The sequence below is a fragment of the Oleiharenicola sp. Vm1 genome (assembly GCF_047777955.1).
In the GTDB taxonomy this organism is placed as follows: domain Bacteria; phylum Verrucomicrobiota; class Verrucomicrobiia; order Opitutales; family Opitutaceae; genus Didemnitutus.
The window spans coordinates 1,509,939-1,535,802 of record NZ_CP180537.1 but is presented as its reverse complement, the minus strand read 5'-3'; the positions used below and the strand labels follow the sequence as shown (position 1 = coordinate 1,535,802).

General features: G+C 69.2%; 22 protein-coding genes, 1 tRNA gene and 2 pseudogenes. 7 read left to right on the top strand and 18 right to left on the bottom strand.

Annotated elements, in window-relative coordinates; genetic code table 11:
• Positions 1–129: 129 nt before the first annotated feature.
• Positions 130–834, bottom strand: coding sequence for an energy transducer TonB (locus ACMYLB_RS07920; RefSeq protein WP_415910395.1), 705 nt, complete (start codon positions 832–834; stop codon positions 130–132).
• A gap of 107 nt (positions 835–941) precedes the next feature.
• Between ACMYLB_RS07920 and ACMYLB_RS07915 the strand changes: the two genes are divergently transcribed.
• Positions 942–1,136, top strand: a complete 195-nt coding sequence (locus ACMYLB_RS07915) for a hypothetical protein (protein ID WP_415910394.1) — start codon at positions 942–944, stop codon at positions 1,134–1,136.
• 139 nt (positions 1,137–1,275) lie between these two features.
• Here ACMYLB_RS07915 and ACMYLB_RS07910 read toward each other — a convergent pair whose 3' ends face one another.
• Together ACMYLB_RS07910 and ACMYLB_RS07905 are read right to left on the bottom strand one after the other, a co-directional pair.
• Positions 1,276–3,237 (bottom strand): methyl-accepting chemotaxis protein, encoded by a 1,962-nt coding sequence (locus tag ACMYLB_RS07910; RefSeq protein WP_415910393.1) that lies wholly within the window; start codon positions 3,235–3,237, stop codon positions 1,276–1,278.
• A 51-nt stretch (positions 3,238–3,288) separates the two neighbouring features.
• Positions 3,289–3,612 carry an energy transducer TonB gene (locus ACMYLB_RS07905; RefSeq protein WP_415910392.1) on the bottom strand — a complete coding sequence of 108 codons (324 nt, stop codon included), beginning with the start codon at positions 3,610–3,612 and terminating at the stop codon, positions 3,289–3,291.
• A gap of 193 nt (positions 3,613–3,805) precedes the next feature.
• Between ACMYLB_RS07905 and ACMYLB_RS07900 the strand changes: the two genes are divergently transcribed.
• Together ACMYLB_RS07900 and ACMYLB_RS07895 are read left to right on the top strand one after the other, a co-directional pair.
• Positions 3,806–7,462: a PAS domain-containing protein gene (locus ACMYLB_RS07900; protein WP_415910391.1), complete on the top strand. Its 3,657-nt coding sequence runs from the start codon at positions 3,806–3,808 to the stop codon at positions 7,460–7,462.
• A gap of 13 nt (positions 7,463–7,475) precedes the next feature.
• Positions 7,476–7,889 (top strand): hypothetical protein, encoded by a 414-nt coding sequence (locus ACMYLB_RS07895; protein ID WP_415910390.1) that lies wholly within the window; start codon positions 7,476–7,478, stop codon positions 7,887–7,889.
• A 46-nt stretch (positions 7,890–7,935) separates the two neighbouring features.
• On the opposite strand, the gene ACMYLB_RS07890 is transcribed toward ACMYLB_RS07895, so the two are convergent.
• The 12 genes and pseudogenes from ACMYLB_RS07890 to ACMYLB_RS07835 all read right to left on the bottom strand — a co-directional run bounded on the left by ACMYLB_RS07890 (position 7,936) and on the right by ACMYLB_RS07835 (position 19,866).
• Positions 7,936–8,011 (bottom strand) — tRNA-Thr (locus ACMYLB_RS07890).
• A gap of 209 nt (positions 8,012–8,220) precedes the next feature.
• On the bottom strand, positions 8,221–8,541 hold the full coding sequence (locus ACMYLB_RS07885) for a hypothetical protein (RefSeq protein ID WP_415910389.1): 321 nt from the start codon (positions 8,539–8,541) through the stop codon (positions 8,221–8,223).
• A 19-nt stretch (positions 8,542–8,560) separates the two neighbouring features.
• A complete protein-coding gene (gene leuB, locus ACMYLB_RS07880) occupies positions 8,561–9,640 on the bottom strand; it encodes a 3-isopropylmalate dehydrogenase (protein WP_415910388.1) in 1,080 nt (359 codons plus the stop codon).
• A gap of 72 nt (positions 9,641–9,712) precedes the next feature.
• Positions 9,713–11,316, bottom strand: a pseudogene (gene cimA / locus ACMYLB_RS07875) (citramalate synthase).
• Complete coding sequence (locus ACMYLB_RS07870) at positions 11,313–12,920, bottom strand: 2-isopropylmalate synthase (protein ID WP_415910387.1); 1,608 nt, start codon at positions 12,918–12,920, stop codon at positions 11,313–11,315. Before ACMYLB_RS07870 ends, cimA begins: the two are co-directional and overlap by 4 nt.
• Positions 12,921–12,956: 36 nt before the next feature.
• Complete coding sequence (locus tag ACMYLB_RS07865; protein WP_415910386.1) at positions 12,957–13,169, bottom strand: hypothetical protein; 213 nt, start codon at positions 13,167–13,169, stop codon at positions 12,957–12,959.
• An 84-nt stretch (positions 13,170–13,253) separates the two neighbouring features.
• The gene (gene ilvC, locus ACMYLB_RS07860) at positions 13,254–14,264 is read right to left on the bottom strand and encodes a ketol-acid reductoisomerase (RefSeq protein WP_415910385.1); all 1,011 of its coding nucleotides are present in this window, start codon (positions 14,262–14,264) and stop codon (positions 13,254–13,256) included.
• A gap of 47 nt (positions 14,265–14,311) precedes the next feature.
• Positions 14,312–14,452 (bottom strand): hypothetical protein, encoded by a 141-nt coding sequence (locus ACMYLB_RS07855; RefSeq protein ID WP_415910384.1) that lies wholly within the window; start codon positions 14,450–14,452, stop codon positions 14,312–14,314.
• Positions 14,449–15,024: an acetolactate synthase small subunit gene (gene ilvN, locus ACMYLB_RS07850; RefSeq protein ID WP_415910383.1), complete on the bottom strand. Its 576-nt coding sequence runs from the start codon at positions 15,022–15,024 to the stop codon at positions 14,449–14,451. Before ilvN ends, ACMYLB_RS07855 begins: the two co-directional genes overlap by 4 nt.
• An 18-nt stretch (positions 15,025–15,042) precedes the next feature.
• Entirely contained in the window at positions 15,043–16,926 is a 1,884-nt protein-coding gene (ilvB, locus tag ACMYLB_RS07845) for a biosynthetic-type acetolactate synthase large subunit (protein WP_415910382.1), read from the bottom strand.
• Positions 16,927–16,958: 32 nt separating this feature from the next.
• On the bottom strand, positions 16,959–18,629 hold the full coding sequence (ilvD, locus tag ACMYLB_RS07840; protein ID WP_415910381.1) for a dihydroxy-acid dehydratase: 1,671 nt from the start codon (positions 18,627–18,629) through the stop codon (positions 16,959–16,961).
• A gap of 301 nt (positions 18,630–18,930) precedes the next feature.
• The gene (locus tag ACMYLB_RS07835) at positions 18,931–19,866 is read right to left on the bottom strand and encodes a YeiH family protein (RefSeq protein ID WP_415910380.1); all 936 of its coding nucleotides are present in this window, start codon (positions 19,864–19,866) and stop codon (positions 18,931–18,933) included.
• 63 nt (positions 19,867–19,929) lie between these two features.
• Here ACMYLB_RS07835 and queA point away from each other — a divergent pair.
• The 3 genes and pseudogenes from queA to ACMYLB_RS07820 all read left to right on the top strand — a co-directional run bounded on the left by queA (position 19,930) and on the right by ACMYLB_RS07820 (position 22,115).
• Positions 19,930–20,997 (top strand): annotated as a pseudogene (queA, locus tag ACMYLB_RS07830) (tRNA preQ1(34) S-adenosylmethionine ribosyltransferase-isomerase QueA).
• A 79-nt stretch (positions 20,998–21,076) separates the two neighbouring features.
• Positions 21,077–21,679, top strand: a complete 603-nt coding sequence (locus ACMYLB_RS07825) for a YceI family protein (RefSeq protein WP_415910379.1) — start codon at positions 21,077–21,079, stop codon at positions 21,677–21,679.
• 67 nt (positions 21,680–21,746) lie between these two features.
• Positions 21,747–22,115 carry a hypothetical protein gene (locus ACMYLB_RS07820; RefSeq protein WP_415910378.1) on the top strand — a complete coding sequence of 123 codons (369 nt, stop codon included), beginning with the start codon at positions 21,747–21,749 and terminating at the stop codon, positions 22,113–22,115.
• A gap of 17 nt (positions 22,116–22,132) precedes the next feature.
• On the opposite strand, the gene ACMYLB_RS07815 is transcribed toward ACMYLB_RS07820, so the two are convergent.
• Positions 22,133–23,152 (bottom strand): hypothetical protein, encoded by a 1,020-nt coding sequence (locus tag ACMYLB_RS07815; protein ID WP_415910377.1) that lies wholly within the window; start codon positions 23,150–23,152, stop codon positions 22,133–22,135.
• A gap of 218 nt (positions 23,153–23,370) precedes the next feature.
• On the opposite strand from ACMYLB_RS07815, the gene ACMYLB_RS07810 reads away from it, so the two are divergent.
• Positions 23,371–24,345: an acetyl-CoA carboxylase carboxyltransferase subunit alpha gene (locus ACMYLB_RS07810; protein WP_415910376.1), complete on the top strand. Its 975-nt coding sequence runs from the start codon at positions 23,371–23,373 to the stop codon at positions 24,343–24,345.
• 96 nt (positions 24,346–24,441) lie between these two features.
• Here the strand turns inward: ACMYLB_RS07810 and ACMYLB_RS07805 are convergent, their stop codons facing one another.
• Both ACMYLB_RS07805 and leuD read right to left on the bottom strand, forming a co-directional pair.
• Positions 24,442–25,128, bottom strand: a complete 687-nt coding sequence (locus ACMYLB_RS07805; protein WP_415910375.1) for a RibD family protein — start codon at positions 25,126–25,128, stop codon at positions 24,442–24,444.
• A gap of 130 nt (positions 25,129–25,258) precedes the next feature.
• Positions 25,259–25,861, bottom strand: coding sequence for a 3-isopropylmalate dehydratase small subunit (gene leuD, locus ACMYLB_RS07800; protein ID WP_415910374.1), 603 nt, complete (start codon positions 25,859–25,861; stop codon positions 25,259–25,261).
• Positions 25,862–25,864 lie beyond the last annotated feature (3 nt).

Sequence of the window (25,864 nt, the reverse complement as noted above, 5' to 3'; positions counted from 1 at the left end):
CAGGCGGAAGCCATTGAAGAAACTTCGCTCCTCCCGGCTGCACCCCACGCAGCCGGCGGCGCAGCGAAAAGGCCGGCCGAAAACCGGCCGGCCTTGGTCCGATCCGCGCCCGCCGCGCGGGCGGCGCGCTCACGGCTTGAAGTTGAAATCCTGGCTGGCGAACGCGAGGACGGGGCGGCCGTTGCGCAGCGGCGGGGAGAACTTCCACTCGCGCACGGCCGCGACGGCGGCCCCGGCGAGCTCGAGCGGCGCGTCCGGCTCCGCGATCGGGACGCGGACGGCGCCGGTCTCGTCGATGTAGAAATTCACCCGGACCGTGCCGCGGTTGCGCTCGGCGATCTCGCGCGGGTAGGCCGGCACGACCGTCTTCTGCGGCACCGGGATCGCGTCGAGTTCCTGCAGGTTGAACGTCCGGTAGTCCCACGGCTGCCCGAGCACGTTCTCGAACCGGGTGCGGACGTAAGTGCCGCTGTCCATCGAGACGACGACGCCGACCGCCTCGATCGTGAACGTCAGCTGGGTCTGCGCCGGCACCGGCCGGCCGTTCAGCTTGGCCGGCTCGAACCGCCAGAGCGGCAACGCCTCGCGGACGACGCGCGCGAACGACCGGTGGGTGTGGGCCGTGATCAGCACGTCCTCCACCCGGCCCTGCGTGTCGACGTCGACGACGCAGGCCACAATGCCGCGCGAGATGCCCTGGAGCGTCACCTCGTTGGGGAAGACGGGATCGACGCGTTCGATCAGCCGCAGGTTGTCCACCGTGCCCAGCGGGGCCGGGGCGGCGCCCAGCGTCAGCGCGAACAGTGGAACGAGGAGGAGCGGGAGCGTTTTCATGGCAGAGGAGGTTCAACCTCCATAACACCGGGCGGCGGGAAAACCCTTCGCGCGCCGCGCCGACGAAAAGCGGTCAACTGCGCCGCGCTTGTGCCGATGATCAGACCATGGCCATGCCTTACCCCAACCTCCGCCATGCCCAATATGCCAGCGCGCTGGGCGTCGTCGGACCGCGTCGTGACGTGCGCTGGGGGAAGTTTCTGTTCTCGCCGCCGGAGCTCGTGAACCCGAACGCGATCTTCGATCCGCAGCCGTTCCGCACGCAGCCGCCGGCCCCGGCGCCGAAGCGCGCGCGCGGCTGACGCGGCCCGCATCCGCATTTCCTCCCCGCCAGCGGCCCCGGCCGCTGGCGTTTTTTGCGCCCGAGCGGCGCGCGCGGAATCCGGCCAACAAAAAGCGGAGACGAGGCGTCTCCGCTCGGGGCCGTCGAGATGCCGGACCTTATTGGTCGATGAAATGGGCCTCCGACGGCTCGGCGGCGGCCTTCGCGGCGGCGCCGAGGCGCGGGCTGACGACCGCCGGCGCACCGGCGGGCTGCTTGGCGGACGGCTTCGCGACCGCCTTGGCGGCGGCCTTGGGCGCGGCGTGGGCCGCGGGGCGGGCCACCGTGTGCTGCGCCTCGCCGTGGACCATGCGCATGAGCTCCTCGACCGCGGCGCGGACCTGGGCGGACTGGCCCTGGAGCTCCTCGGCGGAGGTGGCGGACTGCTGCGCGAGGGCGGCGTTGGCCTGGGTGATCTGGTCCATGCCGGCGACGGCCTGGTTCAGCTGGCCGATGCCCTCGCTCTGCTCGTGCGAGGCCTGGGCGATGGAGCCGACCATCTCGTCGAGCTGGCGGATCTTCTGGACGATGGAGTCGAGGCTGGCGGCGACCTGGCCGCTGATCTGGGCGCCCTGCTCGCTCTTGGCGGAGGCGTCGGCGATCTTGGCGGCGGTTTCCTTCGCCGCCTGGGCGGAGCGCTGAGCGAGGTTGCGGACTTCCTCGGCGACGACGGCGAAGCCGGCGCCGGCCTCGCCGGCGCGGGCGGCCTCGACCGCGGCGTTGAGCGCGAGGATGTTCGTCTGGAAGGCGATCTCGTCGATCGCCTTGATGATCTTGGAAATCTCGGTGGAGGACGACTGGATGGCGCCCATGGCGCTGCGCATCGCGGCCATGTCGCGCGCGCCGGCGTCGGCGGTGGCGCGGGCCTCGGCGGCGAGACCCTTGGCGGATTGCGCGCCCTCGGAGTTGCGCTGCGTCATGCTCGCCATCTCGTGCAGCGAGGCGCTGCTCTCCTCGAGCGAGGCGGCCTGGCGGCTGGCGCCGTCCGACATCTGGGTGGAGACCTCGGCGACCTTGAGCGCGGCGGCGTGGGTCTGGCCGGACTCGGCGGCGAGCTGGTCGGCGATGGTCGAGATCGGGCGGGTGATGCTGCGGATGACGAACCAGGCGGCGAAGATGCCGATGAGCGCGCCGGCGGTGGTGAAGGTGAGCACCTGGATCTCGTTGCGGCGCTGCTCGGCGCGCATGCGATCCTCGAGGGTCGCTTGGAACTCGGCGACGGAGTCCTTCACCTTGACCAGCGCGGCGGTGAACTGCGGCGCGATGCGGTTGAGCTGGCCGGTGATGAGGTTGTTGCGCTCCTGCTTGGCGGCGATGATCTCGTTCAGCGCGGAGGCGTAGGCGCCGGCGGCAACGGCGAGCGACTTGAGCAGGGCGTCCTTGTTCTCGTCCTTCAGCGAGGCGTCGAGCTTCACCAGCTCCTCCTGGTCGTGCTGCATCTTCACGATCGAGTCGGCGACGCTGGCGATGCTCTTCTTGGCGGCGTCGGCGTAGTCGAGGCGCGAGGTGAGCATGAAGGAGTTCGCGAGGCTGGAGCTCTCGAAGTAGGCCTTGAGGGCGTTGGAGACCTTGAAGGCGCCGTTCATGTCGCCGTTGTTCTTGGCGTCGGCCAGGACCTTCTGCAGGCCGGCGGCGATCTCGTCGCCGCGCGGCGTGAGCTGCTCGGTGACGACGGTGTCGAGCTTGCCCGTGATGACGACGATCTTCTGGAAGGCGTCGTCATACTTCACCAGCAGCTGGGCGGCGTCGGTCACCTGCGCGGCGCGCGTCGGCTCGACGATCACCTTGGCGGCGACGCCCATTTCCTGGTCGAGCTTCTGCTTCGCGGCCTTGTAGGCCTGGGCATTGGTGGCGTTGGAGACGGCGAGGTATTCGTTCACCTGCAGCTTGACCTCGATCATGGCGGCGGCGAGGGCCGCCGCCGTGTTGGTCTCTTTGGCGCTGCCGGCGTATTCGGACAACTTGCGTCCGGATGCGCCGAGCGCGAGCCAGGCCACCACGGCGATGGCGCCGAGGAGCACGAACACGAGGGTGAAACCGAGCGCGATGCGGCGCCCGATGGTCAGGGTGCGGGTGGACATGACGGGAACTGAGGAGGGAACGAGGGAGAGGGTAACGGACGGCAGCGCGGCTTAGTCGTCGCTGATGCTGAACTGGATCGGGATGCTCACCTTCAGCGCGACGGGCGTGCCGGCCTTCTTGGCAGGCTTGAACTTCCATTTACGCAAGGCCTCGAGCGCCGGGGCGACGAAGGCGTCGTTCGACGCCTTCTCGACCGTCGGATCGGTCACGTTGCCTTTTTCGTCGATGGTGCATTTGACGGTCACCACGCCGCCGGTGCCTTCGCGCCGCATTTCCGGCGGGAACTTGGGTGGCACCATGCGCACGGGCACGGGAGCTTCGAGGCCTTCTTCCGCCATCGCCGGCACAGAGCCAAGCGCGAAGGCGGCCAACATGAAGATCAGGGATTTTGCTTTCATGACTGCATCGGCTAAATCGGCCGGAAACGGCGGTTTCTTTAATTAATTTCCAGCCCCCGCTCGCGAAAGGGCGCTCGCCTCCAAGAACATCGGCGCGCCGCGGCCGGTCTGAAGCCGGAACGCCCCCCCCGGCAGCGCGCATAAGTATAAGTGTTGCCCGCGTCCGCCCATGGGCCAATTTTCCCCCACTCCTGTGCCCGCCCGCGACCTGAAGCTCAGCCTTATCGCCCGCAACGCCGCCTGGATTGCCCTCGCCTTCGGCCTCCTCGGCCTCGCCGGCTGGGGAGCCGACATCGACGTCCTCCGCCGCCTCTGGCCGACGTGGAAGGCCATGAGTCCGAACACCGCCGCTGGCCTGATCGTCGCCTCCACCGGCCTGCTCCTGCTCCGGGAACAAGGCGGCCGGGTCCGGCGCCTCATCGGCCAAGTCCTGGCGCTCAGCCTGGCGCTGTCCGCCGGCGCCGCCGCGATCGGCACGATGCTGGCCGCCAACTTCGGCCGCCTCGCCTCGCCGTTCGGCGGCGGCGCGGCGCCGGCGGCCTCGACCCTGATCGCGGTCAACACCTCGCTGCCCTTCTGCTTCGCCGGCCTCGGCCTGCTGGCGCTGGCGCACGAGCGCCGCCACTGGTTCGGCGTCTCCAACTGGCTCGGCCTCGCCGTGGCCAGCTTCGCCCTGCTGACGCTCGGCGGCATGGCCGTCAACCCGGCCAGCGCGCCGATCTCGGTGATGAGCGCCCTCGGCGTGCTCGCGCTCGGCGTCGGCATCGTCTGCGCCCGCCTCAACGGGGACCTGCTGGCGCTGTTCTCGCGCGGCCACCCGCTGGGCTATTTCGCGCTCGTGCTGATGGCCATCGGCCTGCTCGTCCCCGTGCTGCTGTTCATGGCCATGAGCTGGTGGCTGCTGCCGGTGCTGCCGGAGCTGCACGACACCGGCCTGCTGCTCGACGTCGCCTACAGCGTGGTGATCTTCGGCGTGCTGACCTACGCGCTGCGCCGGATGGACACCCTCGACCAGCGCCGCGCCGACGCCGAGGCCACCCGCGACGCCCTCCTCGCCCGCCTCCAGACCCAGGCCGCCAACCTCGAGGTCCTCGTCGGCGAGCGCACCCAGGAACTCCAGAAAACCACCGAACGCCTCGACCTCGCGCTCCGCGCCGGCGGCTTCGGCGTGTGGGACTGGGACCTGGTGAACAAGCGCGTGTATTGGGACCCGCGCCAGTGCGCCCTCTACGGCTACACGCCGGAACAGTTCGACGGCACCACCGGCGCCTGGCTCGCCCGCATGCACCCCGACGACCGCGAGCAGGTGCAGGACGAGATCGGCCGCGCCCTCGCCGCCGACGAGGGCTTCGAGACGCAATTCCGCACCCAGCTCCCCGACGGCGCGGAGCGCCACATCCAGACCCTCGGCGTGCTCCGCCGCGACGGCAGCGGCCGCGTCACCCGCGTCGTCGGCATCGACCGCGACGTCACCGACGACAACGCCCGCGCCCGCGAGCTCGCCTCGCTCAACGACCGCCTCCAGCTCGCCATCAAGGCCACCGGCTACGGCGTCTGGGAAATGGACCTCGCGACGCGCCAGATGATCTGGGACGACCGCATGCTCGAGATCTACGGCATCGAGCGCAGCGCCTTCAGCGGCGACGTGCACGAGTGGCACGACCGCGTGCTGCCCGACGATGTCGCGCATGACGACCAGGCCATCGCCGACGCCATCGCCGGCAAGACGCCGATCTACCAGAGCCAGTTCCGCATCCGCCGGCCCGACGGCTCGCTCCGCCACATCGAGGCGCTCGGCATCATCCAGCGCGCCCGCGACGGCCGCGCGGCGCGCCTGGTCGGCCTCGACCGCGACATCACCGAGGCCAAGGAGCTGCGCGAGGAGCTGCGCATCTCCCAGGAACGCTGGCAGCTCGCGCTCTCCGGCACCAACGACGGCGTGTGGGACTGGGATCTCACCACCGGGAAGATCTTCCGCGACGCCCGCTACGCCGCGATGGTCGGCTACCGCGCGGACGAGCTCCCGGCCCGCCAGATCTGGTTCGACCTCGGCCACGCCGACGACGTGCCGCATGTCGAGCAGGCCATGGCCGACCACCTCGCCGGCCGCACGCCGATCTACCAGGCCGAGTATCGCCTCCGCCACAAGGAGGGCCACTGGGTCTGGATGCTCGGGCGCGGCAAGATCGTCGCCCGCGACGACAGCGGCCAGCCCACCCGCGTCGTCGGCACGCAGACCGACATCACGCAGCGCAAGGAACTCGAGGAGCGTCTCCGCCACGGCGAGGAGATGTCGCTCCAGCTCTCGCGCCTCGCGCACATCGGCGCGTGGGAGTGGGACCTCAACACCGCCCGCCTCACCTGGTCGCCCGAGATGTTCCGCATCCACGAGGTCGAGCTCGGCTACGAACCCACCCTGGAGAAGTCGCTCGCCTTCTACCCACCCGAGGCCCGCCAGACGCTCACCGAGGCGATGGAGCACGCCGTGCGCGCCGGCACCGGCTTCGACCTGGAACTGCCCTTCCACAATTCGCGCGGCCACAAGCTCTGGGTCCGCGTCCTCGGCCGCGCCCAGCTCAAGGACGGCCGCGCCACCCGCCTCTACGGCGCCTTCCAGGACATCACCGGCCGCCGCGACGCCGAGGAGATGCGCCGCCAGCTCGAGGGCCAGCTCTTCCAGGCCCAGAAAATGGAGACGCTCGGCACGCTCGCCGGCGGCATCGCCCACGACTTCAACAATCTCCTCACCGGCATCCTCGGCTACCAGGACCTCGCCCTCGACACCCTGCCCGAGACCGATCCCGCCCGCGGCTACCTCGGCGCCGCGCGCGACGCCTCGCTGCGCGCGCGCGAGCTCATCGACCAGATCCTCACCTTCAGCCGCCAGGCCGACAGCGAGAAGGTCCCGGTCAATCTCACGCAGGTCGTCGAGGACGCGCGCCGCTTCCTCCGCGCCACCGTGCCCGCGACCATCCGCATCGAGGTCGACACCTCCGCCGCCTGCGGCCGCGTGCTCGCCGACGCCACCCAGATCCACCAGGTGCTGCTCAACCTCGGCTCGAACGCCGCCCACGCCATGCGCGCCACCGGCGGCACCATGCGCCTCGTCCTCTCCCAGGTCGAGCTCGACGAGGAAGCCGCCGGCGCCCTGAGCAACATCACGCCCGGCGACTACGCCCGCCTCGATTTCTCCGACACCGGCCACGGCATGGACGAGGAGACGCGCAAGCGCATCTTCGACCCGTTTTTCACCACCAAGGAAGTCGGCCAGGGCACCGGTCTCGGCCTCTCGGTGGTGCACGGCATCATCCAGGCCCATCGCGGCGCCATCACCGTGGCCAGCACCCCGGGACAAGGCGCCACCTTCACGCTCTTCCTGCCCATCGCCCACCAGCCCTCGAACGAGTCGACCGCGCCGATGGATCTGGTCCCCCGCGGCAGCGGCGAGCTGATCGCGGTGGTCGACGACGAGGACATCGTCCGCAGCTTCGCGCAGATGGCGCTCGAGAAGAACGGCTACCGCGTCGCCTCCTTCGACTCGCCCGCGCAGTGCCTCGAGGTCGTCCGCCGCAACGCGGGCGACTACTCCGTCCTGCTCACCGACCAGACGATGCCGGTGATGAAGGGCATCGAGCTCGCCGCCGAGATCCGCACCTTCGCCCCGCAACTGCCCGTCGTGATCATGTCCGGCTATTTCTCCCGCATCTCGCCCGAGAAGCTCGCCCAGATCGGCCACGTCGCTCTGCTCTCCAAGCCCTTCACCAACGAGGAGCTCGCCCGCGCCATGCACCGCGCGATCGCCGGCGAGCCGGCGAAGGGCAGCTAGCTAGCGCACCGGCATGCAGACAAACTTCGAGATCGACCAAGCCATCGCCATCACCTCCGGCGAACATTACCTCGATCTCCATAACAACTTCGCGTTCGTGGGAATCGATTACCAGCCGACGGCCATGAGCGCCGTTCTCCGCTGGACCCGCGAAGCGGGCAGTTGGGTGCCGGCGGACGCGCCACAAGAAGTGATACTCACGTTTCGTCGCGTTACCAACTTCGCTATTTGCCGGCGAGACGACGCGATGCCGCGCACGGAAGATTGCTGCTTGGAAACCTTTAGTTTCACCCCGCCCGAATTCGGCGATGACTTTGACCGGTGCTTCCAGGGCTATCGTTCGCAGGAAGAGCATCTCACCCTTCGTTTTCACTCCGGCGCGGCTATCAAGATCTGGGCGGACGTCGGCGAGTTTTCGATCCACTGAAACGCAAAACGCCCGGTCTCCTCGTCGGAAACCGGGCGTTTGAAAGTGGAGCCAACAACTGGACTTGAACCAGCGACCCGCGCTTTACGAAAGCGCTGCTCTACCAACTGAGCTATGTTGGCGAAAGAACGAGGGTCCGATTTCGCGGAGCGGTCCCGCCACTGGCAAGCACGTTTTTATCCGGAACGCGGCCCGGCGCAACTCGCCTCCGTGGCGCCGGGAAGAGACGAAAAAAACCGGGCTCTCCGCCCGGCTGCGGTGATGAAAGGGTGGGAGGATCGGGCAGCGGCGCGCCGGCGGAGGCCGGACGCGCCGATTCGAGGGCGCGGTGTTAGAGGCAGGCTCCGGCGCGGGCGAGGATCTCGTCGCGACGCTGGCGGGCGGTCTCGAGGTCTTTCGTCTCGAGCGACATCCGGACGCGCGACTTGGTCAGCGGCGTCGGGTGCACGGTGTAGTGCACATACCACGTTCCGTTGTTGTTCCAGAGGTGGTGGTTCGGATTCGACTCGCGGACGCGCACCGAGGTGCGCGGGAACGCGAGCGCGGAATCGACGGCGGCGACCGAGCGACGAATGGCGTCGCGCGGCGCTTCCATCGTGCCGCTGGGAGCGGCGCCGACCTCGGAGCTGTAGCGGTTGGTTGTAGCGATCATGGGAAACAGGGAGCAGAAATCAGTTCCGCCCGGCGGCGAGGCGCTCGCGGATGGCCGCGCCCATCTGGGCAGTGCTGAGCGGCTGGGCGGCGCCGAGGTCGCCCGTGAGCTGGCCGGCGTCGATCGTCGCGGTGACGGCGGCCTCGACGGCCTTCGCCTCGGTCTCGAGTCCGAGCGAATGCCGGAGCAGCAGGGCGGCGGAAAGGATCGTGCCGGTGGGGTTGGCGATGCCCTTGCCGGCGATGTCGGGCGCGGAGCCGTGGATCGGCTCGTAGAGGCCGATGCGGCCTTCGCCGAGCGAGGCGCTGGGGCACATGCCGAGCGAGCCGGCGAGCACGGCGGCTTCGTCGGTGAGGATGTCGCCGAACATGTTCTCGGTCACGATGACGTCGAACGACGGCGCGTGCGTGATCAGGCGCATGGCGCAGGAGTCGACCAGCTGGTGCTCGAGCTTCACGTTGGGGAACTCCTTGCCCACCTCGATCGCCACCTTGCGCCAGAGGCGCGAGGACTCGAGCACGTTGGCCTTGTCGACCGAGGTGACGAGCTGGCGGCGCTTCTGCGCGAGCTGGAAGGCGAGCCTCACGATGCGTCGAATCTCCCCTTCGGTATAGACCAGCGTGTCGACGGCGCGCTCGCCTTCGGGAGTCTGCTCCCGGCCCTTGGGCGTGCCGAAATAGAGTCCGCCGGTGAGTTCGCGGACGACGATGAAGTCCACGCCGGCGACGCGCTCCGGTTTGAGGGGAGACAGCTTGGCGAGCGCGGGATGCGGGCTGATGGGCCGGAGATTGGCGTAAAGTCCGAGCGCCTTGCGGATCGCGAGGAGACCCTGCTCCGGGCGGACTTTGGCCTGCGGGTCGTCCCACTTAGGTCCACCAACGGCGCCGAGCAGCACAGCATCCGCGCCACGACAGCCCTGAAGCGTCTCGTCCGGCATTGCAGTGCCGTGGCGATCGATCGCACAGCCGCCCAGAAGGTGCTCGGTGAACTGGAATTGGTGACCATAGAGCCTCGCCACGTCGGAGAGCAGAAGTCGTGCCTCGTGGACGACTTCGGGACCGATGCCGTCTCCGGGGGTGAGTGCGATGGATGCCTTCATTGATGCTGAGTATTTTGCACGGAAAATACGGCCGTGCGCCGCGTGGATTGGGATTTGCTGACTCGCCGTTTTTTACACGGTGGCCGGCGTTTTGGTGGAAAGGGGAGCGAGTCCGAACTCGTAGCCGTCGGCCAGAGCCAGCCAAGTGGCCTCGAGGATGTTGGCGCCGGCGCCGACCGTGCTCCAGCGGGTGTCGCCGTTGGCCCAGTCGATCAGCACGCGGGTGATCGCCGCCGTGCCGGCGCCGGTGTTCAGGATGCGGACCTTGTAGTCGGCGAGATGGATGGCCTTCACGACCGGGAAGTGCGGCTCGAGGGCCTTGCGCAGCGCGCGGTCGAAGGCGTGCACCGGACCGTCGCCGCTGGCGGCGGTGTGCACCTCTTCAGCCTCGACCGAGAGCTTGATCGTCGCGTCGGCGAAGCGCTTCTCGTCGTGCCGCGTGACCATCACGCGGTAGTCGATCAGCTTGAAGGGCGCGGCGTAGTCCGCCGCGCGCCGGCGCACGAGCAGCGCCACGCTGGCCTCGGCGGCCTCGAAGGAGAAGCCCTCGTTCTCGAGCGCCTTGATGTCCTCGACGACCTTCGCGCCGGTCTGCGGATCGAGCTCGCTGAGACCGAAGTTCTCCGCCTTGGAAACCAGGTTGGCGCGGCCGGAGAGCTCGCTGACGACCACGCGCATCTCGTTGCCGACCTTTTTCGGATCGATGTGCTGGTAGGCGTCCGGGTGGCGGAGCATGGCGGAGACGTGCACGCCGGCCTTGTGGGCAAACGCGCTGCGGCCGACGTAGGCCATGTGCTCGTTGGGCGAGAGGTTCGCGACCTCGGCGACGAAGCGGGCGACGTCGTGCAGGCGCGGCAGCGCGCCCTCGGGGAGCGCGCGGAGGCCGAGCTTCAGCTCGAGGTTGGGGACGACGATGCAGAGGTTGGCGTTGCCGCAGCGCTCGCCGTAGCCGTTGATCGTGCCTTGCACGTGCGCGGCGCCGGCGCGGACGCCGGCGATCGTGTTGGCCACGCCGCAACCGGTGTCGTCGTGCGTGTGCATGCCGATGCGCTGGGCCGGGCCGAAGCGGGCGCGAACGGCGCGGACGGTTTCCTCGACCTGCCACGGCAGGTGGCCGCCGTTGGTGTCGCAGAGCGTCAGCGTCTCCGCCCCGCCCTTCTGGGCGGCGGCGAGCGTCTTCAACGCGTAATCGGGGTTGGCGTCGAAGGCGTCGAAGAAGTGCTCCGCGTCGTAGATCACGCGCTTCCCTGCCCGCGCAGGTAGGCGACGGTGTCCTCGATCATGCGCAGGTTCTCGTCGAGCGTGGTGCGCAGCACTTCCTCGACCTGCATGACGGAGGACTTGCCGAAGATGCAGCAGACCTCCGTGCCGGCGGCGACGAGCGCCTGGACGCTCGGGTCGTCGGCCGGCGCGATGTGGGCGCGGCGCGTGGCGCCGAAGGCGACGATCTTGGCGTGCTGCCACGTCCGCGTGCGCGCGGCGTCGAAGAACGCGGCGTCCTTCGGATTCGAACCCGGCCAGCCGCCCTCGATGAAGGTCACGCCGAGTTCGTCGAGCTTCTGGGCGATGCGCAGCTTGTCCTCGAGGGAATACGAGATGCCCTCGGTCTGCGCGCCGTCGCGCAGCGTGGTGTCGAAGACCTCGACGGTCGCGGAAAGATTCGGATCGCGGCTCATGAAACGGAGGCGTCGGCGCCGACGCTGGATTTTTGCGCGTGCACGGGCGCGGCAGTCTCGCGCGACAAGACGAGGTTGACGGCGGCGAGGTAGGCCTTGGCGCTGGCGACGATGATGTCGGTGTCGGTGCCGTGGCCGTGGCACGAGCGCTGGTCGTCCTGGCGCACGCGCACGGAGACCTCGCCGAGCGCGTCGATGCCCTCGGTGACGGCGCTGACGACGAACTCGAGCAGCTGGACCTGCGAGCGCACGATGTGGTCGATCGCCTTGTAGCTCGCGTCGACCGGACCGGTGCCGACGGCGGCGTGGACGTGCAGCTTGCCGTCCGGGCCCTTGAGGCGGACGGTGGCGGTCGGGAGGCCGGTGGTGCCGCAGGCGACCTGGAGGTCCTGGAGCGTCCAGAGCTCGGGCGCCTGCGTGCGCTCGTCGCTGGCGAGCGCGATGAGGTCGGCGTCGTGCACCGACTTCTTGCGATCGGCGAGCTTCTTGAACTCGGCGAAGGCGCGCGCCAGGGCCTCGCCCTCGAGCGGGTAGCCGAGCTCGGCGAGCCGCTTGGAGACGGCGTTGCGGCCGGAGTGTTTGCCCAGCACGAGCGTGGTCTGCGTCGCGCCGACGTCCTCGGGGCGCATGATCTCGTAGGTCTGCGCGTTCTTGATCATGCCGTCCTGGTGGATGCCGGACTCGTGGGCGAAGGCGTTGGCGCCGACGATGGCCTTGTTCGGCGGGACGGGGTAGCTGGTGACGCGGGAGATGAGCTTCGAGGCGCGGCAGAGCTGCCTGGTGTCGATGCCGCTGTGCAGGCCGAGCTTCTCGCCGCGCGTGCGGATGGCCATGACGAGTTCCTCGAGCGAGGCGTTGCCGGCGCGCTCGCCGATGCCGTTGAGCGTCACCTCCGCCTGGCGCGCGCCGGCGCGGAGACCGGCGAGGGTGTTGGCGACGGCGAGGCCGAGGTCGTCGTGGCAGTGGGTGGAAATGATCACGTCCTTCGCGCCGGGCGTGTTCGCGATGACGCCGGCGATCATCGCGCCGTATTCGTCGGGCATGGTGTAGCCGACGGTGTCGGGGATGTTGAGCGTGGTGGCGCCGGCCTTGATGACGGCGGCGAGCACCTCGTAGAGGAACTGCGGATCGCTGCGGCCGGCGTCCTCGGGCGAGAACTCGACGTCGGGGCAGAGCGAGCGCGCGAACGTCACCATCTCCACCGCGCGCGCCACGACCTCGGGGCGCGTCATGCGCAGCTTGTGCTGGAGGTGAATGTCGCTCGTCGCGAGGAAGGTGTGGATGCGCGGGCGCCGGGCGCCCTTCACGCCTTCCCAGGCGGTCGCGATGTCGTTGCGCGTGCAGCGCGCGAGGCCGCAGATGATCGGCGGCTCGCTTTGCGGGCGGCCCTCGACGGGCGTCTGGCCGACCTCGGCCGCGATGGCCTGGACGGCCGCGAGGTCGTCGGGCGACGCCGCGGGGAAACCCGCCTCGATCACATCGACGCCCAGTCGCGCCAGCGTGCGGGCCACCTCAAGCTTCTCGCTCGAGGTCATGGAGGCGCCGGGAGCTTGCTCGCCGTCGCGCAGGCTGGTGTCGAAGATGCGGATGTAATTCGAGTCCATGGCAGGTGCGGGTTGGAGAAACGAAAAACGCAGCGGTTATCGCTGCGTGGAGGGGCGCAGGTCGCGCGGCGTGGAGAAGAGCGGGTTGACGAAGACGAACGAGTCGGGAACGCCGGCCGCGGACGGCCGCGTCGCGGGTTCGGCGGCCGGGCGCTGGGCGCGCGGGTCGGCGAAGGCGTCGTTCGGCGAGAATAAGTCCGTCACGCGGAAGGTTTCTTCGCTGCGGGCTGAGGAGGCTGGGTTGTTCATGGCGATTCGTTTTCGAGGGAGCGGGAGAAAGGCGGGCGGCCGACGAGCGACCGCCCGCCTCGGGGTAACACAACACCAAATCGGTTACTTGGAGATCACGACGGGATTGAGGAACGGCATCATGGCGCGGAGCTTCACGCCGACCTTCTCGATCGGCTGGCTGCGCTCCTTCTTGCGGAAGGCGTTCATCGTCTTGCGGCCGTGCTTTTCGTTCTCGGCCATGAAACGCTTGGCGAACTTGCCGCTCTGGATGTCGGCGAGGATGCGCTTCATTTCCTTCTGCGTCTCCTTCGTGATCACGCGCGGGCCGCTCTGGTAGTCGCCCCACTCCGCCGTGTCGGAGACGGAGTAGCGCATGTAGTTCAGGCCGCCGCGATACATGAGGTCGACGATGAGCTTCAGCTCGTGCAGGCACTCGAAGTAGGCGATCTCCGGCTGGTAGCCGGCGTCGACGAGGGTCTTGAAGCCGGCCTTCACCAGCTCGGAGCAGCCGCCGCAGAGCACGGCCTGCTCGCCGAACAAGTCGGTCTCGGTCTCCTCGGTGAACGTCGTCTCGAGCACGCCGGCGCGGGTGCAGCCGATGCCGCGCGCGTAGGAGAGCGCGAGGGCCTTGGCCTTGCCGGAGGCGTCCTGGTGGACGGCGTAGAGTCCGGGGACGCCGCCGCCCTCCTGGAACACCTCGCGCACGCGGTGGCCGGGGCTCTTCGGGGCGACCATGCACACGTCGACGTCGGCCGGCGGCTTGATGCCGCCGAAGCGGATGTTGAAGCCGTGGGCGAAGAACAGCGCCTTGCCCTTGGTCAGGTGCGGGGCGACGGACTCGCGGTAGACGCGCGCGGCGACGTGGTCGGGCACGAGCATCATGATCACGTCGGCCCATTTCGCGACGGCGTCGACGGTGTCGACCTTCAGGCCGGCCTTCTTGGCCTTGGGGCGGGACTTCGAGTCCTTGGCCAGGCCGACGCGGACGTCCACGCCGCTGTCGCGGAGATTGAGCGCGTGGGCGTGGCCCTGGGAGCCGTAGCCGACGATCGCAACTTTGCGGGCGCGGATCAGCGCGAGGTCCGCCTGCTTGTCGTAGTAGATTTTAGCCATGAGTGAAAACGTGGGATGTGGGTTGGTGTTGTGTGGGAGAAATTCGATCAGTCGTGCGCGGGCGTGAAATGCGAGCCGCCGAAGAAGTCGTAGTCCGCCGAGGCCGGGGCGGCGTCGGCGGCGGGAGCCTCGTCGAAGAACTCGTTGAGCGACGGCGCGCGGTCGTCGGCGGCTTGGGCGGTCGTCATACGGACATGGAGACGCCGGCGTGGCTGTGGTCGTCGGCCGTCACGCTGCCGCGCACCTCGGCGCGCACGAGCGGCGGGTTGGCCGAGAGCTTGTCATGGCCGCGGGCCATCGAGACGGAGCCGGTGCGGACGAGCTCGAGGATGCCGTAGGGACGGAGCACCATCTCGAACTTGCCGATCTTCTCCGGCGTGCCCGTGACCTCGATGACGAGCGACTCTTCGTCGACGTCGACCACGCGGGCGCGGAACACGTCGACGAGCTCGAGCACCTGGGAGCGGGTGGCGGGCGTGACCTTGACCTTCACGAGGCCGAGCTCGCGGTTGAGCGCGGGCTTGTGGGTGAGGTCGTCGACGCGGAGGACGTTGACCAGCTTGTAGAGGTTGGCCTCGACGATGCGGGCGCCGGCGTCGGTAGCGTCGACCACCACGGTGAGGCGCGAGACGCCCGGCTGCTCGGTGCGGCCGACGGTGAGCGAGTCGATGTTGAAGTTGCGGCGGCGGAACAGCGAGGCGACGCGGTTCAGCACGCCGGGCACGTCCTCGACGTAGGCGATGAGAGTGTGTTTCGGCATGGGTGAGTTCTCCTCGGGTTAGCGACGCTTCGATTTCGCGGTCTTCGCCCGGGCGGGCGCGACGCGGGCGGATTTCTTGGCGGGAGCGGGCTTGCGCTTCGCCGGCGCGGTGGCCGGGGCGGCGGCGCCGGTGAGGGCGAGCTCCGAGACGGCGGCGGTCTCGCCGTTGGGCATCTGCCACTCCTTGTCGGCACCGGTCTCGACCAGCACGTCGCGCTTCGGGCGGCGGATCATGGCGTCGAGGTCGGCGCCGGCGGGCACCATGGGGAACACGGCGTCCTCCTGCTCGACCACGAAGTCGACGACCACGGTGCCCTTGTCGGCGAGCGTCGCCTTGACGGTGGCGTTGACGTCGGCGCGCTTGTCGCAGCGCAGGCCCTTGAGGCGGAAGGCCTCGGCGAGCTTGACGAAATCCGGGCCCGTCATCGGCGTCGCGGCGTAGCGCTTGTCGTAGAAGAATTCCTGCCACTGGCGCACCATGCCGAGGAAGGCGTTGTTGATGATGGCGACGTTGACCTTGATGCCCTCCTGCTCGGCGGTCGCGAGCTCGGGCATGGTCATCTGGAAGCCGCCGTCGCCGACCACGACCCAGACGTCCTTCTCCGGGCAGGCGAACTTGGCGCCGATCGCGGCCGGGAGGGCGAAGCCCATCGTGCCGAGGCCGCCGGAGGTGATGAGCGAGCGCGGCTTCTCGTGGCGGTAATACTGCGCCTCCCACATCTGGTGCTGGCCGACGTCGGTGACGACGATGGTGTCGCGGTCCTTCGTGGCGCGCCAGAGGTCGTTGATGACGTGCGCGGCGTAGAGGTGGCCGTTGTCGGGGAGCGCCTGGATGTCGCGGACGGCGGAGTCGCCCTTCATTTCGGCGATCTTGGCCCACCACTCGCCGCGATCGGAGGTGCGGACCTTCGGGAGGATCTCCTCGAGGACCTCGCGCAGGTCGCCGATGAGCGCGACGTCGACGTGGACGTTCTTGTTCACCTCGGACGGATCGATCTCGACGTGGATCTTCTTCGCGTGCGGCGCGTAGGTCTTGAGGTTGCCGGTGACGCGGTCGTCGAAGCGCATGCCGAGCGCGATGAGCAGGTCGGCCTGCTGGATGGCTTGGTTGACCCAGGCCTCGCCGTGCATGCCCATCATGCCGAGGTTGTATTGCGACGACGCCGGCACGACGCCGAGGCCGAGCAACGTGACGGCGATCGGGATGCGCGCGGTGTCGGCGAGTTCGAGCACCTGGGCGGTGGCGCCGGAGAGCTTGATGCCCTGGCCGGCGAGGATCACGGGACGCTTGGCGGAGTTGATCAACTCGAGCGCGCGCTCGTATTCCGTGGGCAGGGCGCGGAGGCTCGGGCGGTAGCCCGGGAGCTTCGGCGCGGCGGCCTCCCAGTCGAACTCGGCGGCGAGCTGCTGCGCGTCCTTGGTGATGTCGACCAGCACCGGGCCGGGGCGGCCGCTCTTGGCGATGTAGAACGCCTCGCGCAGCACGCGGGCGATGTCGCCCGGCCGCGTGACGAGGTAATTGTGCTTCGTGACCGGCAGGGTGACGCCGGTGACGTCGGTCTCCTGGAACGCGTCCGTGCCGAGCGCGCGCGAGCCCACCTGGCCGGTGATGCAGGCGATCGGGGACGAGTCCATCATCGCGGTGGCGATGCCGGTGACCATGTTGGTGGCGCCGGGGCCCGAGGTCGCGATGGCGACGCCGACCTTGCCGCTGGCGCGCGCATAGCCGTCGGCCATGTGCGTGGCGCCCTGTTCGTGGCGCGTGAGGACGTGATGGATCTGCGGATACTTCGTCATCGCGTCGTAGGTCGGCAGGATTGCGCCGCCCGGGTAACCGAACACGACATCCACGCCTTCGCGGATGAGGCATTCCCAGATGATTTCTGCGCCGGTGAGTTTCATGCGTGAAATAAGGAGGAGGGGTTGAGGAAAGTTCAGGAAGTCACCGCGCCCTGCGCGGCGGAGGTGACGGTGTTGGCGTATTTCGCCATCACGCCGCGCTTGTAGCGCGGGACGGGCGGGGTCCAGCCCTGGCGGCGGTAGGTGAAGTCGACCGCCGCGACCTCGACGTGCAGCTTGCGTGCGGCGACATCGATCTCGATGACGTCGCCCTCCTGCACGAACGCGATCAGGCCGCCGACCGCCGCCTCGGGGGCGACGTGGCCGATGGACATGCCGCGCGTGGCGCCGGAGAAGCGCCCGTCGGTGAGCAGCGCCACCGAGTCGGCCAAGCCGGCGCCGGCGAGCGCGGCGGTGACGCCGAGCATCTCGCGCATGCCGGGGCCGCCCTTCGGGCCCTCATAACGGATGACGACGACGTCGCCCGCCTTGATCTTCTGCGCGGTGACGGACGCCATGGCGTCCTCCTCGCAATTGAAGACGCGCGCCGGGCCGCGGTGCTTCTGCACGCTGCTGCCGGCGACCTTCAGAACGCAGCCCTCCTCGGCGAGATTGCCGCGGAGGATGACGAGGCCGCCGTGCGGCTTGAAGGGCTTCGCCACCGGGCGGATGACCTGCTGGCCGGGCGTCTCGGGCGCGTTGCGCACCTCCTCGGCCAGCGAACGGCCGGTGACGGTCGGGCAGCCGCCGGTGAGCATGCCGCCCTCGAGCAGGCGACGGAGCAGGAGCGTGATGCCGCCCGCCGCGTGCATCTCGGGCGCGGTGTAGAGGCCGCCCGGCTTCAGCGTCGCGATCGCCGGGGTCTGGTCGCTCAGGCGGTCGAAATCCTCGAGCGTGAGCGGCACGCCCACCTCGTGCGCGAGCGCCAGCAGGTGGAGGACGGCGTTGGTCGAGCCGCCCGACGCCGCGACGGCGCGGATGGCGTTCTCGAAGGCGGGGCGGATGAAGATCTGCGCCGGGCGCAGGTCGCGGCGCACGAGCTCGACCGCGAGTTCGCCGCAGCGGCGCGCGGCGTCCTTCTTGGCGGGATCGACCGCGGGAATGCCGTTCGCGCCGGCGGGCGAGATGCCGATCGCCTCCATGACCGTCGCCATGGTGTTGGCGGTGAACTGGCCGCCGCACGAGCCGGCGGTCGGGCACGCGGCGTTCTCGACGCACTTGAATTCCTTCTCGTCGATCTTGCCGGCGTTGAACGCGCCGACGGCCTCGAACACGTCCTGCACCGTCAGCGCCTTGCCGTGGTGCTCGCCGTGGTTGATCGAGCCGCCGTAGAGGGCGAGACCGGGGACGTTGACGCGCGCCAGCGCCATCATCACGCCCGGGTTGGTCTTGTCGCAGCCGGACAGGCAGACCAGGCCGTCGAGGTAATTGCCGCGCACGACCAGCTCGATCGAGTCGGCGATGACCTCGCGCGAGATCAGCGAGGTCTTCATGCCCTCGGTGCCCATGGTGATGCCGTCGGAGATGGAGACGGTGTTGAACTCCATCGGCGTGCCGCCGGCGGCGCGGACGCCGGCCTTCACGGCCTCGGCGAGCTCGCGCAGGTGGTAATTGCATGGACCAATTTCGGTCCAGGTGTTGGCGATGCCGATGAGCGGCTTCCGGAGGTCCTCGTCGGTGAAGCCGACCGCCTTGAGCATGGCGCGCGCCGGGGCGCGGCTGACGCCCTCGGTGATCGCACGGGAGTTGAGACGCAGGTCGCTCATGCGCGGCGGGCCCCCGTGGCGGGGCGGTTGAGTGTGGCGGATTGGCGGAGGTTTTTCATTCGAGAAAAAAGAAAGGCCACCCGGTTTGGGCGGCCTTTTCGAAACTTGGGAGATTTGTCTCTCTTTAGTTGTGCGAAAGCCGCCCGGTGGAGGGGGTAAGCAGAATGACGACCGCAATAATAAGCGCGGTGAAGAGGTGAAGGGAGAGCTTGGTGCTCGACGTCATTCGAAAAAAGAGACGGACGAATTTCTGGGTGTCAGAGGGAAATCGGTCAACGGCGCTCTTTCTTTATGACAGCACTCAGGCCGCGCGCAGGATCAACAGGAGCGAAACCACGCTAACCACCAGCCAGAGAGCGATTCCCATCGCGAACGGCCGCCAGCCGACCGAGCGGAGGTTGTCCCGCGAGAGGCTGGCGCCGATCAGAAACAGCGTCACGGCGAGTCCGGCCTTGGCCGCACTGACCCAAAATTGATACATTGGAGCCCCGGCCGGGAAGGCCGAGGCGAGGGCCGAGGCGGCGATGAACAGCAGCACGAACCACGGGATGACCGCCTTCGCCCCGCGCTGCTTCTCGAACCAGGCCGCGACCGCCACCATCGGTAGGATCCACAGCGCCCGCGCCAGCTTCACCGGCACGGCGATGGCGAGCGAGGCGGCGGAATACTTCGCCGCGGCGCCGACGACCGAGCTGGTGTCGTGGATCGCGATCGCGGACCAGTAGCCGAATTGCTCCGGGGTCATCCCGACCAGGTGGCCGATCCAGGGGAAGAGGAAGAGCGCCACCGCGTTCAGGACGAACACGCAGCCGAGCGCCACCGACATCACGCGCGCCTCCGCGCCGAGCACGGGCCCCATCGCCGCGATCGCGCTGCCGCCGCAGATCGCCGTGCCGGTGGAGATGAGCTGGCCCGTCACCCGCTCGACCGCGAACAACCGCGCGAGCGCGAGACCGAGCCCCATCGTCGCCAGCAGCGTGAGCGCGGTCGTCACGACGCCGGTCGAGCCCGCCTTCACCACCGCGCTAAACTGGATGCCGAAGCCGAGGCCGACCACCGAGCCCTGCAGGAGGTATTTCTGCACCTTCGCCGCGCGCTTGGCGTCGGTGTTGCCCACGAAGACCGCGAAGGCCAGCCCGGCGGCGAGCGCGATCGGCGGCGTGATCCACGGCAGGGCGCAGGCGCCCGCGCCGAGCCACAGGGCGGGCGTTTTCCAGGTTGGCGGAGCATCGGGCATCCCCCACCGTTGCCAGCACTTGACCCCTGACTCCAGCCGGGAAACAACGGCCATTCGGACTACGTGAAAACCGACCTCTTCGACTACCCGCTCCCCGCGCACCTCATCGCGCAGACCCCCGCGCCGCAACGCGACGCCTCGCGCCTGCTCGTCGTGCACCGCGCCGAACGGCGCATCGAGCACCGGCACTTTCGCGAGATCGGCGAATACCTGCGCCCCGGCGACACGCTCTTCCGCAACAACGCCGCCGTCATCCCCGCGCGCCTGCACGCCCGCCGCCCGACCGGCGGCGCCGTCGAGTGCCTGCTGCTGCGTCCGGCCGTCGAAGCCGACGAGTGGTGGTGCCTGCTCCGCCCCGGCCGCAAGCTCCCGCCCGGGGAAACCTTCGGCCTGCCGGGCGAGTTCACCGCCACCGTGCGGGAGAAGAACGCCGAGGGACTCTTCCGCGTCGCCTTCGCCTGCGAAAACGCCGCGGACATCCTTGCCGTCGCCAACCGCATCGGCGAGATGCCCCTCCCCCTACATCGCCGAGCGCGGCGACGATTCCGCCAAGGCGCTCGACCGCGAGCGCTACCAGACCGTCTACGCCGACCGCGCGCACCAGGTCGCCGCCGCCGCGCCGACCGCGGGCCTGCACTTCACCCCCGGCTGCTGGCGGAGCTCGCCGGCGCGGGCGTGCGCAGTGCGGACGTCACGCTGCACGTCGGGCTCGGCACGTTCCGGCCGATCACCAGCGAGCAGGTCGAGGACCACGTCATCCACCGCGAGGTCTACGAAGTTCCCGTCGCCGCGCAGGCCGCGCTCTTCGCGCCCGCCGGCGGCCGGCGCATCGCGGTCGGCACGACCTCGCTGCGCACGCTCGAGGACTTCCGCCGCCGCCACGCCGCGCCGCTCGGCCGCGACTACTTCGGCGAGGCCGATCTCTTCGTCCACCCGCCCGCGACGTTCGCCGCGGTCGACGCCCTGATCACGAACTTCCACCAGCCCCGCTCCACCCTGCTCTGCCTCGTCTCGGCCTTCCTCTCGCCCGGCGGCACGGAGGGCGTGGCCTGGTTCCGCGAGATCTACGCCGAGGCCGCCGCCCGCGGCTATCGCTTCCTCAGCTACGGCGACGCGATGCTGATCCTGTGACCGCGGGCCGGCGGCCAGAAATTAGTTGCATTTGCAACAAACCGCGCTACGCGTCTGCCTCACAACCTCTGTGAACCACATGAAACGCCTCCTCACCCTCCTGGCCACGCTCACGCTCGTCGTCGCGGTCCGCGCCGACGCCGTCACCTACAAGATCGACCCGGTCCACTCCTCGGTCGGCTTCAGCCTCCGCCACCTGTTCTCCAAGTTCTCCGCCAACTTCACCAAGCTCAACGGCGCGATCACCTTCGACGCCGCCGCGCCGGAAAAGAGCCACGTCGAGGCCACGGTCGAGATCGGCTCGGTCAACACCGCCGACGACAAGCGCAACGCGCACGTGCTCAGCGCCGATTTCTTCGACGCCGCCAAGTTCCCGACCGCGCACTTCGTCAGCAAGTCCTGGACGAAGACCGGCGAAGGCACCTTCGACGTCACCGGCGACCTCACGATCAAGGACGTGACGAAGCCCGTCACCCTCAAGGTCACGCTCCTCGGCACCGGCCCCGGCATGCGCGGCGCCACCACCTCCGGCTGGGAGGCGACCGTCACCATCAAGAAGTCCGAGTTCGGCGTCGCCGGCCCGGCCATGCTGAGCAAGGCGCTCGGCGACGACGTCGCCCTGACGATCTCCGTCGAGGCCAACCACAAGCCCGAGGGCGCCGAGCCCGCGAAGAAGGGCTGAGCCTCCGCCCCCTTCCCGCCCCCGGACGGCCGCGAGGCCGTCCTTTCTTTGCCCGCACCCTGCTACGGTGCGCCGCGTGACCGCCGACGAGCTCCAACACCTGATCGAGGACGCGACCTTCGACTACACGATGGGCGACAACGACGCCGCGCTGGACAAGCTCGCGCGCGCCACCGCCGCCGCGCCGGACTCGTTCGCCGCCTGGCACGCCGCCGCCGAGATCAACTTCGGCCTGCGGCGCTTCGACGACGCGCTGCGCGCCGCCGAGCAAGCGCACCGCCTGCGGCCCGACGACCTGTTCATCAACACGACCCTCTCGCGCGTCTGGATGGAAAAGGGCGACAAGGCCCGGGCCGAGCACTTCGGCGCCCAGGCCAAGATCGCCAGCTGGAAGGACCAGCTGAAGAACCCCGATGCGCACCGCGGCGGCCTGTAGCCGGCGCCGCGGCCGCCTCAGATCCGCCGCTCGATGAGCGCGCCGGTCGCCGTCTCCTTGAACCGCAGCGCGCGCCGCTCGGCGTTGTAGCCCTCGAGCACGATCCCGAGGTTGAGCTCCACGACATCGCCGAAGGTGTAGGCGGCCGCGCCGACCAGCACGCGCGGATGATCGTTCAACCGCGCGCCGCCGATCTTCACCGTCCGCACCCAGTGCGCGAACCGCAGGCTCGGTTTCGGCGAACCCGCGGGCACGAGGAACTCGCCGTCGGTGCCGAGGACGGCCTCCACCGCGTCGCGCCTGGCCTTGCCGCCCGACTCGGGCTCCGCCGCCGGCACCACGACGGGTGCGACCGCCGGCTTGGGCGCGGCGTCGATCGCCGCGTTCGGATCGTCGAGCATCTTCTCGACGAGCTCGTAGGCGGCCTTGTGCTTCTCGCCCGCGTCCTTGATCGTCGCCTTCGCCTGCTTGAGCGCGGTGAACGGCGTGGCGAACGACGCCATCTTCGGCGGTGCCGCGCCGGCCTTCTCGTCCGTCGCCGGAGCGGCCGCTGCCGGCGGCGCCTCGGCCTCGGCCCGCTGCATGCGCTGGTATTGGTAATAACCCGCCACGCAGCCGGCCACGAGGAGGAGCGTCGACCAGCTCAGCCAGCGCACCTTCTCCGGCTTCTCCGGATTGAACTCGAACGGCGTCGCGCTGGCGGGGGCCGCGAACGGCGCGCCCGTTCCGCCCTGGGCGAACGGTGGCACGGTGGTCATCGCCGCCGGCGTGCCGGCGACCGGCGCGGCCGGCGCGGTCGTGAGCGCCGGATTCGCCCGCACCGCCGGTCGGTCCGGGGCGGGCGGCACGGTCGGCACGACGCTGCGCGCGGGCGCTGACGGCTTGGCCTCGGGCGCCTCCTTCGTCCGCCCGCGCTTGGGCGGCGGCTCGACGACGCAGGAAAACGGAATCTCGGAGATCGCGGGGCGTTTCACCTCCGGCACGAACGGCGTCGCCGTGGCCGACGAAACCAGACGGTTGACCAGCGGCGGCGGCACCGGCGGCCAGCTGCCCCCGCCGGCGGCTCCCGCTCCGGGCCCGGCGGCACCGAGTCGTTCGCTCGCGGAGGTGTTTGATCAGCCGGGGTTTGGCTCACGGAAAATGACGAGAAGGGTAAACACCCTAGGCAGCAAGGAGAATTCCGCAAAATGCCACACCCGGGCGCTTGGGCCGCCCGTTGACACGCGCCCGGGCCGGTCCCTAGCCTCCGCCCCCTATGGACCGACCCGCCTACCTGCTCGAGTTCGAGAAGCCGCTCCGCGAACTCGAAAAGCAGCTCGACGCGCTGCACCAGCAATCGCTCGAGAACAACATCGACATGTCCGCCGAACTCGCCGCGATCGAGCAGAAGATCGAGGTCACCAAGCGCGAGATCTACTCCAACCTCACGCCGTGGCAGCGCGTCCAGGTCGCGCGCCACCCGAAGCGCCCCTACGCCCTCGATTACGTCGCGGCGCTCTGCACCGATTTTCAGGAACTGCACGGCGACCGCCAGTTCAAGGACGACCAGGCCCTCATCGGCGGCACCGCCTTCTTCGACGGCCGCGCGGTCATGATCATCGCCCAGCAGAAGGGCCGCGATACCAAGGAGAACATCCTCCGCAACTTCGGCATGCCCCAGCCCGAGGGCTACCGGAAGGCGCTCCGCCTGATGAAGCTGGCCGAGAAGTTCGGCCTGCCCGTCCTCACCTTCATCGACACGCCCGGCGCCTTCCCCGGCGTCGAGTCCGAGGCGCGCCACGTCTCCGAGGCCATCGCCGTCAACCTCCGCGAAATGGCCATGCTCAAGGTCCCGTCCCTCGCCGTCATCGTCGGCGAAGGCGGCTCCGGCGGCGCGCTCGGCATCGGCGTCACCGACCGCGTCCTGATTTTCGAAAACAGCTACTACTCCGTCATCTCGCCCGAAGGCTGCGCCGCCATCCTCTGGAAGGACCGCGCCCACGCCGCCAAGGCCGCCGAGGCCCTCAAGCTCAACGCCGCCAACCTCAAGGAGCTCGGCGTCGTCGACGAGGTCATCGCCGAGCCGCTCGGCGGCGCGCACAACGATCCCGCCGCCGCCGCCGCCGCGCTCAAGGCCGCCTTCACGCGCCACCTCGACGAACTGCTCGAGAAATCCGAGGAGGATCTCCTCGACGACCGCTACGAGCGCTACCGCGAGCTCGGGCAATACCGCGAAGTCGCGGTGAAGTGAGGGCCGAGAACGCGCGCGGAACCCGTCGCGCCCCTCCCCGCGAAGCGCACCCGCACGGTGCGCTTCTTCATTTTCGGCCGCGCCCCGCGGCCGGGCTCACCGCTTCGCCGCGTAGTGCAGCAGCAGCGCGCCGTTCTTCACCGGTTTCGCCGACTTCAGCCGGAAGTGCTGCGCCGGACGGCGCGTGTAGCCCTCCTCGGTGTCGAACAGCGTCGGCGTGCCGAGCGAGCCGTCGCCGATCGGCATCAGCAGCAGAATCAACTCGTCGATCAGGCCGGCCTTGAGGAACGAGCCGTTGATCCGGCCGCCGCCCTGGAGGGACAGCCGCCGGATCGGGAACAACCGCGCCAGCTTCCGCAGCGCGAGCCGGAGGTCGATCGTGCGCTTGCCCGCGATAAGGTAGGAGACGTTCTTCGCGCGCAGGTAATCGCGATGCTCCGCCGGCACCTGCTCGGTCAGCACCACGATGATGTGTTCGCCCTCGGCGTCGTTGCGCTTGAACTTGAGCTTGCCGTGCGGATCGAGGCCAACGGCGAAACGCTTGGCGCCGTGCGGTGCCACGAAGTCGCCCGGCGGCACCGTGAACCGCCCGCGACGCGCCGGCTGCGGCTTCGTGTTCGTGAAGCCGCCCATCGTCACGCGGCCGACGATCCAGGCGTCCCACGGGATCTTCGCCGCCTGCGCCTCGTAGATCTCGTGCGCGTTGCGCAGGCGCCAGTTGCTGCCCCGGATGCGGCCGTCCAGGGACGTCATCATGAAACACGTCACGTGCGGGCGATTCATGCCCCTCTAGAAATCCAGTCGCGCGCAAAAGTCGAGGACGCGGGCCGGCTCACGCGTCCGCCGCGTTGGCCGGCAAATAAAAAGCGCGCGGGAAACCGCGCGCTCGAAGACCGATCGCTGCCGCGCCGGCTCAGGCGGCGAGATACGGGAGTTTCTTCGCCGTGTCCTTCACCGCCGGGATGCCGTCGAGCAGCTCGCCGATGGCGTCCCAGCGGCCGTTGATGAGCGCGTCGCGCGCGCTGTCGCGCTGCGTGATCGGCACGCTCCGGCCGCCGAAGCGCACCTCGAGCTTCTCGAGGTCGATCGTGATCTCGGCCGCCGGATTCGCCTGCGCGAACGCCGCGATCTGCGCGATGTCGTCGCGCTTGGCGCTGACGCAGGGCATGCCGAGCGTCGTGCTGTTGCCGAAGAAGATCTCGGCGAAGTTCTCGGCGATGACGGCCTTGAAGCCGTATTTCTGGATCGCCTGCGGCGCGTGCTCGCGGGAGGAGCCGCAGCCGAAATTCGCGCCGGAGAGCAGGATCGTCGCGCCCGCGTAGCGCGGCTCGTTCAGCGGATGCGGCGCCTTCGAGCCGTCCGGATGATGGCGGACGTCGTGAAAGAGGAATTCGCCGAGGCCGTCGAACGTGACGCACTTCATGAAGCGCGCCGGGATGATGCGGTCGGTGTCGATGTCGTTGCCGAGCACAGGAACGGCGCGGCCGGTGACGGAGGTGATTTTGGCTAAGGCCATGAG